17 protein-coding genes and 1 riboswitch are annotated in these 18,946 nt (G+C 58.1%); of the genes, 10 read left to right on the top strand and 7 right to left on the bottom strand.

The genetic code is table 11. The annotated features are described in order from the left end of the window. The 7 genes from TU76_RS14590 to TU76_RS14560 all read left to right on the top strand — a co-directional run bounded on the left by TU76_RS14590 (position 1) and on the right by TU76_RS14560 (position 7,519). Positions 1-1,299: an MFS transporter gene (locus TU76_RS14590; RefSeq protein WP_048351930.1), complete on the top strand. Its 1,299-nt coding sequence runs from the start codon at positions 1-3 to the stop codon at positions 1,297-1,299. Positions 1,300-1,403: 104 nt separating this feature from the next. Further along, positions 1,404-2,567: an acetyltransferase domain-containing protein gene (locus TU76_RS14585; protein ID WP_048351929.1), complete on the top strand. Its 1,164-nt coding sequence runs from the start codon at positions 1,404-1,406 to the stop codon at positions 2,565-2,567. 33 nt (positions 2,568-2,600) lie between these two features. Next, positions 2,601-2,800, top strand: a riboswitch (cobalamin riboswitch). 119 nt (positions 2,801-2,919) lie between these two features. Next, positions 2,920-3,933, top strand: coding sequence for an ABC transporter substrate-binding protein (locus TU76_RS14580; protein WP_048351928.1), 1,014 nt, complete (start codon positions 2,920-2,922; stop codon positions 3,931-3,933). An 8-nt stretch (positions 3,934-3,941) separates the two neighbouring features. Beyond that, a complete protein-coding gene (locus TU76_RS14575) occupies positions 3,942-4,946 on the top strand; it encodes a FecCD family ABC transporter permease (protein ID WP_403212614.1) in 1,005 nt (334 codons plus the stop codon). Then, complete coding sequence (locus tag TU76_RS14570; protein WP_019827117.1) at positions 4,943-5,719, top strand: ABC transporter ATP-binding protein; 777 nt, start codon at positions 4,943-4,945, stop codon at positions 5,717-5,719. Before TU76_RS14575 ends, TU76_RS14570 begins: the two co-directional genes overlap by 4 nt. 22 nt (positions 5,720-5,741) lie before the next feature. Further along, entirely contained in the window at positions 5,742-6,179 is a 438-nt protein-coding gene (locus TU76_RS14565) for a pseudoazurin (RefSeq protein WP_019827118.1), read from the top strand. After that, positions 6,176-7,519, top strand: a complete 1,344-nt coding sequence (locus tag TU76_RS14560; protein WP_048351926.1) for an OprD family porin — start codon at positions 6,176-6,178, stop codon at positions 7,517-7,519. Before TU76_RS14565 ends, TU76_RS14560 begins: the two co-directional genes overlap by 4 nt. Before the next feature lie 179 nt (positions 7,520-7,698). Here the strand turns inward: TU76_RS14560 and TU76_RS14555 are convergent, their stop codons facing one another. The 5 genes from TU76_RS14555 to TU76_RS14535 form a co-directional block, all read right to left on the bottom strand. Then, positions 7,699-8,163 carry a copper chaperone PCu(A)C gene (locus TU76_RS14555; protein WP_019827120.1) on the bottom strand — a complete coding sequence of 155 codons (465 nt, stop codon included), beginning with the start codon at positions 8,161-8,163 and terminating at the stop codon, positions 7,699-7,701. 29 nt (positions 8,164-8,192) lie between these two features. Next, positions 8,193-8,798, bottom strand: coding sequence for an SCO family protein (locus TU76_RS14550; RefSeq protein ID WP_019827121.1), 606 nt, complete (start codon positions 8,796-8,798; stop codon positions 8,193-8,195). A gap of 291 nt (positions 8,799-9,089) precedes the next feature. Next, a complete protein-coding gene (pssA, locus tag TU76_RS14545) occupies positions 9,090-10,433 on the bottom strand; it encodes a CDP-diacylglycerol--serine O-phosphatidyltransferase (protein ID WP_019827122.1) in 1,344 nt (447 codons plus the stop codon). Positions 10,434-10,597: 164 nt separating this feature from the next. Next, complete coding sequence (locus tag TU76_RS14540; RefSeq protein ID WP_048351925.1) at positions 10,598-11,737, bottom strand: glycerate kinase; 1,140 nt, start codon at positions 11,735-11,737, stop codon at positions 10,598-10,600. Positions 11,738-11,952: 215 nt separating this feature from the next. After that, positions 11,953-13,050 carry a sugar diacid recognition domain-containing protein gene (locus TU76_RS14535; RefSeq protein WP_019827124.1) on the bottom strand — a complete coding sequence of 366 codons (1,098 nt, stop codon included), beginning with the start codon at positions 13,048-13,050 and terminating at the stop codon, positions 11,953-11,955. A gap of 158 nt (positions 13,051-13,208) precedes the next feature. Between TU76_RS14535 and TU76_RS14530 the strand changes: the two genes are divergently transcribed. The 3 genes from TU76_RS14530 to rarD (TU76_RS14520) all read left to right on the top strand — a co-directional run bounded on the left by TU76_RS14530 (position 13,209) and on the right by rarD (TU76_RS14520) (position 16,820). Continuing rightward, positions 13,209-14,525, top strand: a complete 1,317-nt coding sequence (locus TU76_RS14530) for an MFS transporter (protein ID WP_019827125.1) — start codon at positions 13,209-13,211, stop codon at positions 14,523-14,525. Between the two features lie 208 nt (positions 14,526-14,733). Then, positions 14,734-15,618, top strand: coding sequence for an EamA family transporter RarD (gene rarD, locus TU76_RS14525; protein WP_048351924.1), 885 nt, complete (start codon positions 14,734-14,736; stop codon positions 15,616-15,618). Between the two features lie 320 nt (positions 15,619-15,938). Then, on the top strand, positions 15,939-16,820 hold the full coding sequence (gene rarD / locus TU76_RS14520) for an EamA family transporter RarD (RefSeq protein WP_019827127.1): 882 nt from the start codon (positions 15,939-15,941) through the stop codon (positions 16,818-16,820). Positions 16,821-16,836: 16 nt separating this feature from the next. Here the strand turns inward: rarD (TU76_RS14520) and TU76_RS14515 are convergent, their stop codons facing one another. Both TU76_RS14515 and TU76_RS14510 read right to left on the bottom strand, forming a co-directional pair. After that, positions 16,837-18,132 (bottom strand): ATP-binding protein, encoded by a 1,296-nt coding sequence (locus tag TU76_RS14515; RefSeq protein WP_048351923.1) that lies wholly within the window; start codon positions 18,130-18,132, stop codon positions 16,837-16,839. A 4-nt stretch (positions 18,133-18,136) separates the two neighbouring features. Further along, positions 18,137-18,838, bottom strand: coding sequence for a response regulator (locus TU76_RS14510; RefSeq protein WP_019827130.1), 702 nt, complete (start codon positions 18,836-18,838; stop codon positions 18,137-18,139). Positions 18,839-18,946: the final 108 nt, after the last annotated feature.

The following is an 18,946-nucleotide window of genomic DNA, read 5'->3' as shown; positions in this document are numbered from 1 at the left end:
ATGAGCACTCTTAAAGAGCCTGCACTGCCCCTGACCGATATCGGCAGTGCTCAGGTCACGATCAAAGGTTTTGCGTCCAAACGCTGGCTGTACTTGATCCCGCTGATTTTCATCACCTACAGTCTCGCGTATCTGGATCGGGCCAACTATGGCTTTGCCAGTGCGGCGGGGATCGAGCAAGACCTGGGTATTACCAAGGGCATGTCCTCCCTGATAGGTGCACTGTTTTTCCTGGGGTATTTTTTCTTCCAGGTGCCTGGCGCGATCTACGCGCAAAAATACAGTGTGCGCAAACTGGTGTTCTGGAGCCTGATTTTGTGGGGCTTTTGCGCCATGGCCACAGGGCTGGTGACCAACATCCCCATGCTGATGTTCATTCGCGTATCCCTGGGAATTGTTGAGGCAGCAGTGATGCCGGCGATGCTGATTTTCATCAGTAACTGGTTCACCCGAAAAGAACGATCACGGGCCAATACCTTTCTGGTACTGGGCAATCCAGTCACGGTGTTGTGGATGTCGGTGGTTTCCGGGTATTTGATTCAGGCCTGGGGCTGGCGCGAGATGTTCGTGATTGAAGGCGCGCCTGCGGTGTTGTGGGCGTTTGTCTGGTGGCGCATGGCAAGGGACAAGCCCGAACAGGTCGACTGGCTCACCGCTCAGGAAAAAGCACAGCTTGCCGCGACTCTCGCGGACGAACAAAAAGGCATGAAACAAGTCCGTAATTACCGTCAGGCGTTCACCAGTCCGGTGGTCATCCAGTTGTGCTGTGTTCACGCGCTATGGAGTATCGGCGTGTACGGTTTCATCATGTGGCTGCCGAGCATCATCAAACAGGCTGCGGCGGCGGACATCGTCACTGTCGGCTGGCTGAGTGCAGTGCCCTACGTTGCTGCCGTCGCCGCAATGCTGGCAGTGTCCTGGGCATCTGACAAAACCCAGCAACGCAAACACTTTGTCTGGCCACTGCTGGCACTGGGCGCCCTGGCCTTCTTCTGTTCGTACCTGATCGGCTCCACGCACTTTTGGGTGTCGTTTGCACTGCTGACGATTGCCGGTGCTGCGCTGTACGCCCCCTATGGGCCCTTTTTTGCACTGATCCCGGAGGTTATTCCGGCAAACGTATTTGGCGGCGCAATCGGCCTGATCAATGCGTGTGGCGCATTGGGTGCCTTTGTCGGCTCCTGGATCGTTGGCTACCTGATCGGTCTCACCGGAAATCCCGGGGCGGCCTATATCTTTATGACCGCAGGCGTTTTGTCCTCTGCGCTGCTGATGGCTTGGGTAAAAATTCGGCGCTGAAACACGCCCGATTCCTGCGAATCTTTCTCATAGGGATGACAGCGCAAACGGAAATGTTATAAGGTATCAATACCTTGTATGCATTCCTTGCCTGTGATCCCTCAATGACTACTGCAACCTTAGCTCCACCTCCCAACAAGCGCCTGCTGTCCATCGATGCCCTGCGCGGCCTGGTCATCCTTTTGATGCTGCTGGACCATGTTCGCGAGACGTTCTTTCTGCACCGCCAGGTGTCTGATCCCATGAACGTCGACATCACCGACCCTGCCCTGTTTTTTAGCCGGACCCTTGCCCATCTGTGTGCCCCGGTTTTCGTTTTGCTGACAGGCCTTTCGGCGTACTTGTACGGCGAAAAGTATCAGGGCAAGCGTGATGTATCGGCGTTTCTATTCAAACGCGGGCTGTTTCTGGTGGTGCTGGAGTTCACCCTGGTCAACTTCGCCTGGACCTTCCAGTTACCGCCCTCGGTGATTTACATGCAGGTGATCTGGGCCATTGGCGTGAGCATGATTGCCCTTGCGGCACTGGTCTGGTTGCCCCGTCCGATGCTGCTGGTACTGGGTCTGGTGATTATCGCCGGACATAATCTGCTCGATACCTTGCACTTCCCCGTGGATTCGATGATGCACGTGCCCTGGGCGATTTTGCATGACCGGGGCTGGATAGAGTTCTCGGACAGCTTGCGTCTGCGCACTTCTTACCCGGTGCTGCCATGGATCGGTGTTATTGCGCTGGGCTACTGCATGGGTCCCTGGTTTGCTCGCTCAGCCTCGGCTGCCGCACGCCAGCGTTATCTGTTGCTTGCAGGTACGGGGGCCCTGCTGGGCTTTGTGGTTCTGCGTTTTCTCAATGGTTATGGTGAAGCGCCTTGGGTGAGTCATGACCATGCTACACAGAGCCTGATGAGTTTTTTCAACATCACCAAATACCCGCCTTCGCTGCTGTTTCTGGCCTTGACCCTGGGAGTTGGCCTGTTACTGCTACTGGGCTTTGAGCGGGCCCGTCAACGCACGTGGATCACCACCCTGGCAGTGTTTGGCGCTGCACCGATGTTCTTTTATCTGCTGCACCTATACGTGCTCAAAGTGCTGTATGTAATGAGCGTGGCCCTGTTCGGCCAGAATCAGGGCAGCTACTTCGGTTTCGACAGTATCGCTGCGGTATGGCTGACGGCAGTACTGCTGGCCACATCGCTCTATTTGCCGGTGCGCTGGTTTGCTGCTTTGAAGGCGCGTCGCAGAGATATTGCCTGGCTCAAGTATTTCTGAATCTGACGCCAATTCCATCTGACAAACAAGATCGACTATCATCCCGCCGCCGGTCCCCCCTAACGGGGGGTTAAAAGGGAATCCGAAGTGCCTGTAGTGCACCAAACGGAACTGCCCCCGCAACTGTAGATGACGAGCCTGCTCCGTGTTTGCCACTGGGATAACCCCCCGGGAAGGCTGGAGCCAGGCGATGACCCATCAGTCAGGAGACCTGCCGGCAAAGTCCAAAAACTAACCGGCGGGGTGTCCGGGGAAGGCATCCTTGCTCTCGTGCTCTTGCGCCATCAGCGCTCGGTGATGTGTTCCCGGCTGTACACCTGCGTTTTGTGTACGATCAAATGGAGATTGCATCATGCTGTTGCACCGCGCTGTTACTCTTCTTGCCACCCTCGCCTTGCCTGCATTGGCCCTCGCAGCCCCTACCCAATACCCACTGACGATCGAAAACTGCGGCAGCCCGCTGACCTTTCAGCACGCGCCCATTCGCGCCGTAACCATCGGCCAGGCCGGCACCGAAATGTTCCATGCATTGGGCCTGGGCGACAAGCTGGCGGGCACATCGCTGTGGTTCAACGATGTACCCGCCCGGTACAAGGCACAGAACGACAAGGTCGAACGGCTTGCCGACAACGACCCCAGCTTTGAGTCGGTGATTGGCAAACGTCCCGAGCTGGTGGCCGTGCAACTGGAATGGATGGTTGGCCCGCAAGGCGTGGTGGGCACCCGCGAGCAGTTTCATGAACTGAAAATACCCACCTACCTGATGCCGTCCGACTGTGAGGGCAAGGACAACCTGGTAGGCGCAGACGGCACTCGCTTGCAGGCTTTCAGCATTGAAAGTGTCTACAGGAGCATCAGCCAGTTGGCTGAGGTCTTCGATGTGCAGCAACGTGGCGAAGCGCTTAATACCCAGCTCAAGGCCAGCCGGGAGGCATCCACCGATTCGCTCAAGGGCAAAGACCTGAGCCACACCAGCGCGCTGTTCTGGTTCTCCAGTGCCGACCTGGATATCGACCCGTATGTTGCGGGTCGCAAAGGTATCCCCGACTTCATGCTCAATACCCTGGGCATACGTAATGTGGTTGAGTCCGATGAAGAATGGCCAACCGTTGGTTGGGAAACCCTGGCCAAGGCCAACCCGACGTTCCTGATCATCGCACGCATGGATCGCCGTCGTTTCCCGGCCGATGACGTTGAGAAAAAACTCGAGTTCCTGCGCACCGATCCTGTGACACGCAACATGGATGCAGTCAAAAACAACCGCATCATCATGCTCGATGCCCATGCCATGCAGGCCAGCCTGCGCATGTTCGACGGGCTCGAAACACTCGCCACAGCCATCAATACCTACGACCTGCCCAAATGAGTGCAAGGCTGATGCTCACACTGCTGGCCTGTGTGGCGTTGCTGTTGGCAGTGCTTGCCGGAGTGGCCATCGGTGAGACCCCGATCGCGCCCGGCGTGGTGCTGCAGGTGCTGGCCAACAAGCTGTGGGCCGCCGGGTACGTGCTCGATCCGATCGACGAAGGCATTGTCTGGAACTATCGCCTGACCCGTGCGCTGGCGGCTGCGGCGTGCGGTGCGGGGCTGGCGACTTGCGGGGTGGTGTTGCAGTCGTTGCTGCGCAACCCACTGGCCGACCCCTACTTGCTGGGCATTTCTGCCGGAGCCTCGACCGGGGCCGTGCTGGTGGCGGTACTGGGCCTGGGTGCCGGAGCCGTTTCCTTGTCTGCCGGAGCCTTTGCCGGAGCCATTGCCGCCTTTGCACTGGTTATTCTGCTGGCCCGTATCAGCGGGCCAACCGGTGCCAGTGCCCAGATCATTCTGGCGGGGATAGCCGGTTCACAGCTGTTCAACGCCATTACCGCCTTTTTGATCACGAAATCTGCCAGCTCCGAACAGGCCCGAGGGATCATGTTCTGGCTGTTGGGCAACCTCAGTGGCGTGCGCTGGTCCTCGGTCGTGCTGGCGGTACCGGTGGCACTGCTCGGTCTGGTGGTGTGCATCTGGCACAGGCGTGCGCTGGATGCGTTCACCTTTGGTGCAGACTCTGCAGCGTCTCTGGGCATACCGGTGCGCCGGGTGCAATTGCTGCTCATCAGCTGTGCGGCCCTGGTGACGGCGGTGATGGTATCGATTGTCGGCTCCATCGGTTTTGTCGGGCTGGTCATCCCCCATGCCGTTCGCTTGCTGTGTGGCACCGGCCATGGGCGCCTGGTCCCCGTCAGCGCACTGGGTGGTGCATTGTTTCTGATCGCGGCCGATATTCTTTCCCGCACCCTGATCAAGGGCCAGGTGATCCCCGTAGGTGTGGTTACCGCGCTGATCGGGGCTCCGGTTTTTGCGCTGATTCTGATCAGCCGGAGAAATGCCCGATGAGTGATGCTCTCCCTGTATTGAGTTGCAGCAACCTGAGTTACTGCTTGGGTGATGCTCAACTGTTGCAAGGCATCGACCTGAGCGTGCAGCACGGCGAAACCCTGGGCATTGTCGGGCCCAACGGCTCGGGTAAATCCACGCTGCTCAAACTGCTGGCCAATGTGCGAGTCCCCAGCATGGGCGAAGCCTTTATCCACGGGCAATCACTCAGAAAAATGAACCAACGCACCATTGCGCAAAAACTGGCGGTGGTTGAACAGCATGCTGATACCCATGATGCCATTGGCGTATTCGATGCTGTGGCCCTGGGCCGTACCCCCTGGCTGTCAGCATTGAGCCCGTGGACTGCCCACGACACGACCATCGTCGAGCAGGCCTTGAGCGATGTGGATGCGGCACACCTGCGCAGTCGCACTTGGAGAAGCCTCTCGGGAGGTGAGCGCCAGCGTGTTCACATCGCACGAGCCCTGGCCCAGCGCCCGCAGATCCTGTTGCTGGACGAGCCCACCAATCACCTTGATATCCAGCACCAGCTGGCGATTCTAAAAATGGTCAGCGCACTGCCCGTGACGACCCTGATCGCGTTGCACGATCTCAACCAGGCCTTGAACTGTGATCGCCTGGCGATCCTTGAACGTGGCCGCTTGGTAGCCTTGGGCAGACCTTCGGAAGTCCTGACCCCGCAACGCCTTCACGCCACATTCGGCGTCCAGGCCCATTATTTGATCGACCCTTTTGACGGCGCGCAAATTCTACGAATGCGCCCCTTTTGAACCTTTTAATCGAGAGCCACCCATGCGTAACTCTTCCATTGCCCTGCTGCTGACTACTGCCCTGCTTTGCTCATCGGCATTGGCGCAGACCCACGAAGTAAAAATGCTCACCCGCAGCGCCACTGCCGGCATGGTCTATGAGCCGGATTACCTGCAGATTGCGCCCGGTGACACGGTCAAGTTCATCCCGACCCAAAGCGGTCACAACGCCGCCACCTTGCCCGAGCTGTTACCCGAAGGCGCGCAGCCTTTCAAGGGCAAAATAAACCAGGAAATCGAGCAAACATTCACCATTCCTGGGCTCTACGGCATCCAGTGCATTCCGCACCTGGCTATGGGCATGGTGATGTTGATTCAGGTCGGAGAGCCTTCGGATCAGCCACCCCAACTGCCCGCCACGCTGCCAAAGCGTGCACTTGACCGCTTGAACGCGTCTCTTCAACAACAGGTGACCCAATGAACCCCGTTCGATCGCGCTCCGCGATCCTGATCGCCCTCGCAAGTCCGATGGCTTTTGCCGAGTCGGCACAGGAACAAGCCAACGGCTTTATCGAAGACAGCACCTGGAGTGTGCTCAACCGTACGGTCTACGACAGCCGAGAATATCGCCACGGCGCCAGCAACAGCGGCGCCCGCAATGCCTATAAACCGCGCTCTGAACGCAATGGCTATGCCGAAGAGTGGGCTTACGGGTTGATGGGTACGCTGCAGTCGGGGTTCACCCAAGGGTTGATCGGCGTCGGGGTTGATGCCCATGCCTACATGGGGCTCAAGCTGGACAGCGGCGGCGGACGCGCAGGCAAGGCGCGGCTGCTCGGGCTGGATAACGACGGCTACCCCAAGGACAACTACGGCCGCGGCGGCGCGGCGGTAAAACTGCGCATGTCCAACACCGTGCTGTCCTATGGTGAACAGCGGGTCAAGACACCGGTTTTCAGCTCCTCCGACAGCCGCCTGCTACCCGAAACCGCTACTGGAGTGTTTCTGACCAGCAACGAAATCAATGACCTGAAAATGGTCGGCGGGCACTTCACCGAGAGCACTGACCGCAATGCCAGCAGCCACGATCAGGGCTTTGTGGTGAACTATTCGAACGGGCCCAAAGGCAATGCCTTCGACCTCGCAGGTGTTGTCTACACCCCAAGCAAGAACCTCAGCGCCAGTCTCTACAGCTCCCGCTATGAAGACACCTGGAACCAGCATTACCTGGGGGCCGTCTTCAGCCACGCCATTGATGAAAACCGTTCCCTGTCGCTGAACCTGAACCTGTACCGCACCACCGATGAAGGTAAGGCGCTATCAGGCAACATCGACAACACCACCTGGAGTTTGCTCAGCACCTATGCCCAAGGCCCCCACAGTTTCAGCCTGGGATATCAGATAGTGCATGGCGACACACCGTTCGATTATGTGACCCGGGGGGCAATATTCCTGACCAATGCTGTGCAATTGTCTGACTTCAACGCACCTAACGAGCAGTCGTGGCAAGCACGTTACGATCTGGCAATGACCCCCTGGGGTATGCCTGGGCTGGTATTCAGTGCCGCATACGTGCGTGGCAGCCAGATTGACGGCAGTCATGTCGACCCTCGGGGCGGCTATGCGTATTTGGGCTATGGCAAAGGCGGGAAACACTGGGAGCGGGATCTGGAAGCACGTTACGTCATCCAGAGCGGAGCGGCCAAAGGCACCATCATGTCATTGCGACACAATGTTCATCGCGGCAACAAGGCACAGGCAGAACTGGACACCGACCAGATACGTCTTGCGGTTGAGTACCCGCTGACGGGGCGTTTCTGATCGGTTTGACACACATTTAAAACCCATCCCCCTGTAGATACTCTGTTGTAGGTCAAGCCCTACTGTGGGAGCGAGCCTGCTCGCGAGCGACCTTCGCGAGCAGGCTCGCTCCCACAGTTGCCGTTGTCCTGTAGCCTCGTTCCTTCGGCAGCTGCTACACGAATGTTGCAACGTCTGGTTTAGTGCATCGCACCATGGTCGTGATGCATCGGCATGCTGTTCAATGCCCGAGCCTTGGCCTTGACCTCAATCGACTCTTTTACCCCTTTGCTGTCTTCGACAATCAGGGTCAACGGTACCTGGTCACCGACTTTGATCTGCCCGACCAGGTCAATCAGCATCACGTGATAGCCCTCAGGCACGATGGCAACGCTCTTGCCCGCCGGCAATGGCACCGATGCAACAGGCTGCATGCTCATCACGTCGTTTTCCATCTTCGATTCGTGAATTTGCACAGTCTTGGCAGCAGGAGACTGGACTTCAACCAGCTTGCTGTCGCTACTGGCCGTGATGTGCATGAAGGCGCCGGTCGAAGGCTGCCCGGCAACAGTTGCACGGACCCAGGCATCATCAACAACAGTTTGCGCTGAAACGTGCAGGCTCATGCCCAGCAGCGACAGCAACAGATAGTTCACAGGCTTCATAGGCTTGACTCTTTTAGAGGAGGAGTTGATTAACAGACGGACATGACTGTCAGCAAATCTTCAGTGCATTGCTTGGCCGACAGCGACGGCGACAAACCAAGGCGCAAAACACCGCGGGAATCGAAGACGAAACTGGTGGCTGTATGCGACATGGTGTACGAGTCACCCGTAGGGATTTTTTCGTAGAACACCTTGAATTCTTTAGCTGTGGCCGCCGTTTCTTCCAGGGTGCCAGATAACGCAATAAAGCTCGGGTCGAAGGCTTTTACGTAGGCATCGAGCATGGCTGGCTTGTCACGCTCAGGGTCAAGGGTAATAAAAACCACCTGCAACCGGTCACCGTCAGGCCCCATCATTTTCTTCGCCTGTGCGGCGCGAGCCAAGGCTGTCGGACATACCGCCGGACACTGGGTAAAACCGAAGAAAATCATCGGCATCATCCCCCGAAAGCTACCCAGCATCATCTCGGTACCCTCGGCATCCCTGAGCTTGAACTTGCGCCCCAGGATTTCATTGCTCAGGTCTTTTCCGTACTTGTATGACAAACCGCTGCCACTGTCGCAACCTGCGATCAAGCCCAGGCTGAGCAAGCCAAGACCGGTGACTACGCGGCGGCGAGTCAGTAATTCATTCATGTAAGGTTCCTTTAAGCGGCCTTTCAAACGATAAAGGCCTTTACCCTGCGCACTATGAGGCAGGTGTGTACGCTGCCCGATTCCTGGTCTGACCAGGCTCAGTGCGCACGATTGCTGTGGGATAGACGTGTTGCTTGGGCGCAGAATTTACCACTGTCCCTTGTACGTCGCACGGCGCAGGCGCCCCTGAATGGTGCGCATCGCCTCCTGAAGCCAGTAAAACCGGGCGATCCAGCAAGGCCTGCGACAAATCGACTCAGGACCGCTTTCGAAGCGTCGCACCGGCGCTCCTTAAAGAATCCGGTACAACAAGCGTTCGATCCGTACCCGGCTGACGCGACGCAAGAACTTGGCCACCGCGGGCGGGTAATCCGCCAGTGTTTCCAGGTTTTTAAAGTTATCGATGCGCTGGGTATGGGCAAAGATGGCGTCCAGTTCCTTGCGTCGCGGTTCCAGCAATTCACGACGTGGATCATCAATCAGCAAGCCGTTTTCCAGATCCAGGCGGAACGCCCGCGGATTGAGGTTATTGCCGGTCAGCAAGGTATAGCGGTCATCCACCCACATGCCTTTGAGGTGGTAAGTATTGTCGCCTTCGCGCCACAAATGCAGGTTCAACAGACCGTTATCGATCATGCGCTGATGACTCTTGGCGAACCGGCGCAGGCTCAACTCATACAGATACGGTAACGCCGCGATAACCCTGAAAGGCTCATTCGGCGGGATGTAGAAGTCGTTGGCTGTCTTGTCGCCCACCACGATATCAATCCGCACCCCTCGTTCCAGGGCCCGATTGATTTCCCGGGTCACGGGCAGTGGCAGGTTGAAATATGGCGTACAAATGGTCAGTTGCTGCTGACTGCAGGCAATCAGTTCACAAATCACCCGGCTCAGCGGGTTGTTCTTGCCCACGCCCAGTAACGGGCTGACCGACAGGCCAAAGTGGCCGACAGTGCCGGCGCTGGTGTCGTAGCTGGCTTTTTTCAGATGGCTGCGCAGATCACCAATGGCACTGCGCAAGCTGCGGGTTGTCGGCAGTGTTGGCAAGTCAAGGCGATGCACCGCCCTGGTCTCGATCAAGTCTTGCTGAACAAAGCGCTGCATGGTGTCGGCCAACGGCTTGTTATGCAGCACGTGGTAACGGTCAAAGCGGTACTTGTCGAGTTTGTGCAGGTACACGTTATTCAGGCTGGCGCCGCTGTAGATCACACAGTCGTCAACGATGAAGCCCTTGAGGTGCAGCACGCCGAACAGCTCGCGGGTCTGGACCGGCACACCATAAATCGGCACATGGGTGGCGTGAGATGCGGTTTGCGCCTGATACCAGGCCGCATTGCCGGGCTGCTTGCCTGCACCGATCAGCCCGCGCTGGGCACGCAGCCAGTCGACGACAACGGCGATTTCGAGTTCGGGACGCGCCGCTTTGGCGGCATGCAAGGCGTCCATGATTTCCTGCCCGGCCTCATCCTGTTGCAGGTACAAGGCCACCAGTGTGATGCGGTGGCGTGCGCCTGCAATCTGCTCCAACAGACAGCGACGAAAATCCGCTGCGCTCGGCAGGATACTGAAAGCATCGGCAGATAACGGAAAGCTGCGCAGTTTAGGCAGCAAAGAGCGTTTGAAGAGCGACGGCATAGGGCTCGCTAAGGGTCGAATGCGAAGAGCCGCAAAGCTTACACCAAAGTTTGCAATGAAACCTCAATGTGGGAGCGGGCTTGCTCGCGATGAGATCGCCCTGGTTTTACAGGCAGAGCGAGTTATCCGAATCGACGCACCGTCGCTCCATCACGCTTTATGTGTCATGAAAATTTGGCAAGGCTCAACAACCGCGCAATATCCCGCGCCCGGTCAGTGAGCAATGGCGCCGCCCGGGTGCAGGCGTCCTGCAGGGTCATCGGGCCGCTGACAATTGCAAATGCCGCGTTGATGCCGTGCTCGTACAGCGCCTGATACCCCTCGCCCAACGTGCCTGCCAATACCACTACCGGAACACCTTCAGCGCGGGCGATGCTCGCCACGCCAAAGGGGGTTTTGCCGCGCAGGGTCTGGGCATCGAAACGGCCTTCACCGGTAATCACCAGGTCTGCCCCCTTTACAGCCTCGGCCAGCCCCACCAGCTCGGCAACCACTTCAACGCCTGCACGAAACTGCGCGCCGAGGAACGCCTTGGCAGCAAACCCCAGGCCTCCGGCTGCACCCGAGCCTGGTTCCTGACGCACATCCTTGGGCAAAACCTTTGCACAGTGATCGGCAAAATGCCCCAGCGCCTGATCCAGCAACTGCACGTGTTCGGCAGATGCACCCTTTTGCGGGCCAAAGATTGCCGAAGCACCGTGCTCGCCACACAGCGGGTTGTTGACGTCAGCGGCAATTTCAAAGCGTACCTCGGCCAGACGCGGGTCCAGGCCTGCCAGCTCGATACGCGCCACATGGGCCAGCGCCAGGCCGCCGCGCGGCAGACTGTTGCCCTGAGCGTCGAACAAGCCCAGGCCCAGCGCCTGCAATGCACCGGCTCCGGCATCATTGGTAGCACTGCCGCCGATGGCCAGGATGATCCGCCGTGCGCCGGCATCCAGCGCGGCCTTGATCAGTTCGCCAGTGCCGAAGGTGCTGGTGATGCAGGCATTGCGCTGCTCCTGTTTCAGCAGTTGCAAACCGCTGGCTTCGGCCATCTCGATGATTGCCGTGTGGCTGTCAGGGAGCCAGCCCCAATGGGCCTCGACCGGTGCACCTAGCGGGCCTTGCACATGATTGCGGCGCAACTGGCCATTGCCTGCGGCGACAATCGCTTCGACTGTGCCTTCGCCGCCATCGGCCATCGGGCATTTGACCAGTTGTGCGTGAGGCAATGCGTCAGCCAAACCGGCGGCAATCGCATCAGCGACTTTTTCGGCACTCAGGCTGTCTTTGAACGAGTCGGGGGCAATCACGATTTTCATTGGGCGAATCTCCAGTTCTTATACCCTCCATGCTGCCAGCAACCGGTCAGAAACACGCCAGTCAGGCGCACAAGCATTCAAGGGCTTTGTTGTTCATTTGGACAAGTTGCCTTGTTGCAGGCGCTATGGTGGGAGCGGGTTTACTCGCGATGGCATCACCGCGGCGCGACCTAAACACCGCGTTGCCCGTATCGCGAGCAAGCCCGCTCCCACAATCACGTCTGTGCCAGCAACTGCACCCCCAGGTACAGGGCCAGCATGCCATTGAGACTCAGCGGATCCACGCCGCTCAGTTCAGCGATGCGCTCCATGCGATAACGCAGGCTATTGCGATGAATGCCCAAGGCGTCGGCGCATGCCTGACTCTGGCCGTCGTGATCACACCAACTGCGCAGCGTGGTAATCAGTTGGCCGTTGGCGTCCTTGGCCACCACTTTGTGCAACGGGCCAAGCAGCTCCTCCAGCGCATCGTCATTGCGATGACGCCACAGCATCACCGGCAAGCGGTATCGATTGAGCGTCAACAACCGGGTCTGGGGCAGCACATCGCGACCATAGGCCAACAGATCGCCCACCCGGCGATAACAGCGGCGCAACCCCTTGAGGGCATCGGCCTGCCCACCTGCGGCAATCCGTAAGACCTTCCAGCCCTGAGCGTCGAGTTTCTCGAGCAAGCGCACATCATCCAGCGCGGCTGTTGCCGGTCGACACCACAACAATGAACCCGTGGCGGGACTGACGCACCAGCTGTCCGGATAGCGTGAATGCAGCCATACACTCAACGCCTCGGCACTTTGCCCCTTGCCCAGCTCAAACAAATACGGAATCCGCGCAAGCTGCGGCTTGAGCCCCAGCTGCTGGGCCTCATCGATCAGCCGCGGCGAGTCTCCCCCTTCGCTGAGCAACAATGCCACCAAATCATCACAGCGCTGGCGCCGCCATTGTTGCTCCGCCTGCTGATAGCGCTGGCCCACGAGCATTTCAGCGGTCATGCGTACCAGTTCGGCGTAAGTACGCAGCAACTCGGGCTCACCCGTAAGGCCCAGCACACCGATCAGTCGCTGATCGAGCAACAACGGCAAGTTGATGCCCGGCTGCACGCCTTTAAGGCACTTGGCCGCCTGGGCATCGATTTCCACCACCCGTCCATTGGCCAGCACCAATTGCGCCCCTTCGTGCCGGGTATTGATACGCTCAGGCTCGCCGCTGCCCAGGATCAGGCCCTGGCTGTCCATCACGTTTACGTTGTACGGCAAGATGGCCATCGCGCGATCCACGATGTCCTGCGCCAAATCATGGTCCAGTTCAAACATAAGGTGACTATCCTTGGATACATTTGTTCACGGGCACAGGCGACTCGGCAAAATGCTGTGCGACAGCACAAAGACAGCGGCGTTGTGGTGACCGAGACTCAAGCTGCGGTCAACGTTACCCCTGGATCGTGAAAAAACATAATAAAGAGAGACATAAGATGTCACAGAGCGCCCCCGCATCGCCGATCAGCGATGACGACAAAAACGCCATCTACAAGCGCATCACCTTGCGCTTGATCCCCTTCATTTTCATCTGCTATCTGTTCAATTACCTGGACCGGGTAAACGTTGGCTTTGCCAAACTACAGATGCTCGACGCACTCAAATTCAGCGAAACCGTTTACGGCCTGGGCGCCGGGATTTTCTTCATCGGCTACGTGTTGTGCGGCGTACCCAGCAACCTGGCATTGACCAAATTCGGCCCCAGGCGCTGGATCGCCGTGATGATGATCAGCTGGGGTACCCTGTCGACCTGCCTGATGTTTGTCACCACCCCCACCGGGTTTTATACCCTGCGCCTGCTGACCGGTGCCGCTGAAGCGGGCTTCTTCCCAGGCGTGGTGCTGTACCTCTCGCAGTGGTTCCCAAGCTTTCGTCGTGGCCGGATCATGGCACTGTTCATGTGCGCCATCCCTGTATCGGGCCTGATTGGCGGGCCATTCTCGGGCTGGATTCTCAGCCACTTCGCTGCAGGCCAGGGCGGCCTCGCCGGCTGGCAGTGGATGTTCCTGCTGCAAGGCATCCCCACTGTAGTGTTGGGCGCCCTGGCGATCTTCTTGCTCAGCGACAGCTTTGCCAACGCCAAATGGCTGGGGGCGCATGAGCGCGCGGTACTGGAAGCGGACCATCGCCTTGATGCCGCCAGCAAACCCGCCTCATCGGCCACCGACTCACTCTCTGCCGTGTTCAAAAACCCGGCCATCTGGGCCTTCGGCCTGATTTACTTCTGCATCCAGAGTGGCGTGTACGCCATCAACTTCTGGTTGCCGTCGATCATCAAGAGCTTGGGCTTCAGCGATACGCTGGTGATCGGCTGGATCAGCGCGATTCCTTATCTGCTGGCGGCGGTGTTCATGCTGCTGGTAGGTCGTTCGGCAGACTTGCATAAGGAGCGCCGCTGGCATTTGGTAGTACCGATGCTGATGGGCGCCATTGGCCTGGTGATCGCGGTGAATTTCGCCGCGCACCCGGCCATTGCGATTCTGGGCCTGACTATCGCCACCATGGGCGCACTGACCGGCTTGCCGATGTTCTGGCCAGTCCCTACCGCAATGCTCAGCGCGGGCGCAGCCGCTGGCGGCCTGGCACTGATCAACTCAATGGGGCAAATGGCGGGCTTCCTTAGCCCGTATCTGGTGGGTTTTGTCAAAGACGCCACCGGCTCCACTGACGCGGCCCTGTACTTTCTGGCCGCGGTAATCGTGGGCGGGAGCCTGCTGGCACTGCGCATGACCCGGGGCATTAAAACCCCATAATCAAGCACAGCCTGCAGGAGCATGGCTTGCCCGCGATGGTAGCGCTGCGGTTTGACTCTGAAACCGGGTTGCCTGACAGACCCCAGTGCCTGCATCGCGAGCAAGCCCGCTCCCACAGACATTCCTAATCAAGGATTTGCCCTACAGCTCGCAGGGCCTCAAGCTACGCACTTCTAATAATCAAAATGCGTGTTTCAACGAGGCTGTTGTGTCCAAAGGTATTGTTCTGTCTGTTCTGGCATCGAGCCTGTTCGGTGTCATGTATTACTTCACATCCCTGCTCTGGCCCTTGAGCGGAGCCGAAATTTTCGGCTGGCGGATGCTTCTTACCCTGCCCTGCATGACGCTGTTCATGTGCTCCTCCGGTGATTGGCGGCTGGTTCCGGCGATCTTCGCGCGACTACGCCAACAACCCAAATTCTGCGGCGTACTGGTCGTATCCAGCGCACTGGTCGGCGTTCAACTCTGGCTGTTCTTGTGGGCGCCGCTCAACGGCCACAGCCTTGATGTATCGCTGGGCTACTTTCTGTTGCCACTGACCATGCTGCTCACCGGGCGCTTGGTGTATGGCGAGCAGCTGTCCCATCTGCAGAAAATCGCCGCCGCACTGGCAACCCTCGGGGTCGCCAACGAGGTGTACCGGGTGGGCGGGTTCTCCTGGACCACACTGGTAGTGGCCATTGGTTACCCCTTGTACTTCGTGTTGCGCAAGCGCGCAGGCACCGACAACCTCGGCGGCCTGTGGGTCGACATGCTGCTGCTGATGCCCGTGGCGTGGTGGTTTGTACAAAGCGGTGAGCAAGGGTTTGATGTCGCGAGCCATCGCCCGGCGCTATACGCGCTGATCCCGGTACTGGGCGGCATCAGTGCTCTGGCGCTGATCAGCTACATCCTGGCCAGCCGGATGCTGGCTTTCAGCCTCTTCGGTTTGCTCAGCTATGTGGAGCCCGTATTGCTGGTGCTGGTTGCATTGCTGCTGGGCGAAAGCATCACAGCGGGACAATGGATGACTTACCTGCCGATCTGGCTGGCAGTGGTGGTGTTGATCTTCGAAGGGTTCAAGCACTTGGTGCGTCAGCGCCGATCGATGTAAATGCGTTGAATGCGAGGGGGTGGGCTGGCTCTCTGCTCAGGCGACTCGGCCTGCCAAAACCACCGGTGCGATGCTTTCGCGAGCAAGCCCGCTCCCACAGGACTTGATAGCAAGCTACCGTTAATCAGTTTTTTTAACAGCACGAACGCTCGTTTTAAACGACTTTGGCCCAGTATTTGCTTGGGCTTTTTCAAGTTGAACCTTCTCAACAAGAATCACTCCCAAGTAGTTGGTTTAAATGACATTTGCCACCGACCCCCAACAGCCTCAAGCTATGTGCCCACTCAAACGAGTAACGTTGTAGATCCATTGAGGTTGTTGTGTCTAAAGGTATTGTTCTATCGATTTTGGCTTCCTGCTTGTTCGGCGTTTTGTACTACTTCACTTCCGTTCTTTGGCCCCTTGATGGTCAGGAAATCTTCGGCTGGCGAATACTGATCTCGCTCCCCTTCATGACCCTGTTTATCTGCCTCTCCGGCGATTGGAAATGGGTTCCTATAATTTTCAATCGTTTACGCGACAAACCTCTACTGATTCCTTGCGTACTGCTGACCAGCTTCCTGGTTGGCCTGCAGCTGTGGATGTTCATGTGGGGGCCGCTCAACGGGCATGGTCTGGATGTGTCACTGGGTTACTTCCTGCTGCCACTCACGATGATCCTTACCGGACGCATCGTTTACGGCGAACATTTGTCTCACCTACAGAAAATAGCCACGGCCCTGGCCGTGATCGGCGTGGCCAATGAGTTGTATCGCACGGGCGGGTTTTCCTGGACGACACTGGTCGTGGCCATCGGTTACCCGATGTACTTCGTACTGCGCAAAAAGATCGGCATCGACAATCTGGGTGGCCTGTGGCTGGACATGCTGTTGATGGTCCCGGCAGCCCTCTGGTTTGTGCTGGCCGGTCCCCATGTCGACCTTGGCGAACAGCGCCAGGCGCTTTATCTGCTGGTACCGCTCATGGGCATCATCAGTGCGGCCGCAGGGTTCGCGTATATCCTGGCCAGCCGCCTGCTGCCATTCAGCCTGTTTGGACTGCTTAGCTACGTCGAGCCTGTACTGCTGGTCGCCGTCGCCCTGTTGCTGGGCGACAGCCTGGAGGACGGTCAATGGATGACCTATGGCCCGATCTGGCTCGCGGTAGTCGTGTTGATTATTGAAGGCTTGAAGCATGTGAGCCGCCAACGCCGCTCCATCTAAGCCGTAATACCTCGCTTCAAGCCGGCAACCAGAGCTTGAAGCGAGCGCCGCCCATAGGCGATTGCTCTACGCTCAGCGTTCCGCCCTGAGCTTGCAGCGCACGCCGACTGATCGCCAGCCCCAGGCCAAAGCCACCGGTTGCCCGATCCCGGCTGCGATCAAGACGATAGAACGGTTCAAAAATCCTTTCCCGTTCTTGCTCGGGAATCCCGATGCCATCGTCATCCACCCACAGCTCACAGCCTTGGGGTGTGACATTGACCCCTACTTGAATTCGCCTGTCGCAGTAACGCATGGCATTGCGCAACAGGTTTTGCAGGGCCCGCGCAGTCAGGCGAGGATCCAGGGCGAAACGGTCCTGGGCCCCATGCAGTAGCACATCCAGCACGATATCGGGGGTTTCCAGCGCTTCATCGAAACTGCCAAGAATGCTGTCGATAAACTCATCAAGCGACACCTCCACCCTCTCTGGAACCAATGCCGGGTTTTGCAGGCGGCTAAAAGACAGCAGTTCCAGTACCAGCTCATCCAGTTCGCGAATATGCCCCACCAACACTTGCAAGCGCTCGCGACTGCCATCCGGCAAGTCGTCACACAGCACCAGCGCCAGGCCAAAGTCCAGGCGCGTCAACGGTGTGCGCAGTTCATGAGACACCGCGTTCAACAAGTCGCGCTGCTGATTGAGCAGGTGCTCCACATCCTGGGCCATTGCATCGAATACCGTGGCCAGGCCATGAATGTTCGAGCGTTGGGAGATCTGCGTACGCTCGCTCAGTTGCCCCTGACCGATGCGCTCCGCAGTGAGTTTCAGGCGTTCAAGGCCCCGCCAGTGCGGACGCAGCCACAACAGCAAGCCGCCCAGCAAGGCAGCGCCAATCAGGACGTTGATACTCCAATACAATACACTCATGTCGAAGGGGTCCGGAGGCATCACCCATTCAATCGCCAGTTGTTCGTCCAGCGGAGAAACAACCAGCGTGCGCCAGCCCCAATCGCCAATGCGCAATACGCCCTTGCCTTGCTGCAATTGGCGTTGTTCCTGCGCGCTGAACTTGGAGTCAGTAATGGGCAGCAGATTGACCTTCATCGGTTCAAACTGAGCGTCGAGTTCGCGGGCCAGGGCCGGCCATTGCTCAGGAGGCAGATGATGGAACTGCTTGACCAGCAGGGTCTGCATGCCCCGAGACATATCGACGTTGTAGTTCATGAAACGATCATGGAACAGCGACACGATTACCCCGGGCACCAGATAACTGGCCAGGGCGAAGGTCACGATGGTCACCAGGTACAGGCGGATCAGAATCTTTAACATGGATTCAGCATTCCCATTCCGAGCGGCTGAACAGGTAACCCTTGCCCCACACGGTCTTAATCTTGCGCGCTTCACCGGCGCAGTCATCGAACTTGCGCCGCAATTTGGAGATTGCAACATCCACCGAACGGTCGGTGCCGTTGAACTCGATACCCCGCAAACGCTGCAGGATCTGGTCGCGGCTAAGTACTTCACCGGCATGCCGTGCAAGTACCACCAGCAGGTTGTACTCGCCGCTGGACAGTTCGATGATCTGCCCGCGCCAATGCACGGTGCGCTCAGACAGGTCGATGCACAAATTGCCAATGATGATCCGGTCACTGGCCACTTGAGGCTCGATCAGACTGCTGCGACGCAAAAGCGTGCGCACACGCGCCAGCAACACACGGGGCTCGCAAGGTTTTGTCACATAATCGTCGGCACCCATCTCTAGCCCCAGCACCTGATCATGACTATCGTCGCGGGCTGTCAACATCAGGATCGGTAGACTGGCAGACTCGGTTCGCAGCAAGCGACAAACTTGCAGGCCATCGAGCCCGGGCAACATCAGGTCAAGAATCACCAGATCCGGGGGGTTGCTTCTTGCTCTGTCACACACTTGATCGCCGCGGGCAATCACGCTGACCTGATAGCCATTGCGCTCCAGATAGCTGGCAATCAGCTCCGATAGCGCGGCGTCGTCTTCGACCAGCAAAATAGTGGGCATAATCAATGCTTACAACCGGGGAAAACCCGAAGGATATACAACCTCACAAGGATACGAGCATAACCTTCACACTTTTTCACATACCCCCTACATAGCTTCACAACGCCC

This window comes from Pseudomonas psychrophila (assembly GCF_001043005.1).
In the GTDB taxonomy this organism is placed as follows: domain Bacteria; phylum Pseudomonadota; class Gammaproteobacteria; order Pseudomonadales; family Pseudomonadaceae; genus Aquipseudomonas; species Aquipseudomonas psychrophila.
The sequence above is the reverse complement of the archived record's forward strand: the minus strand, read 5'-3'. Positions and strand labels throughout refer to the sequence as shown.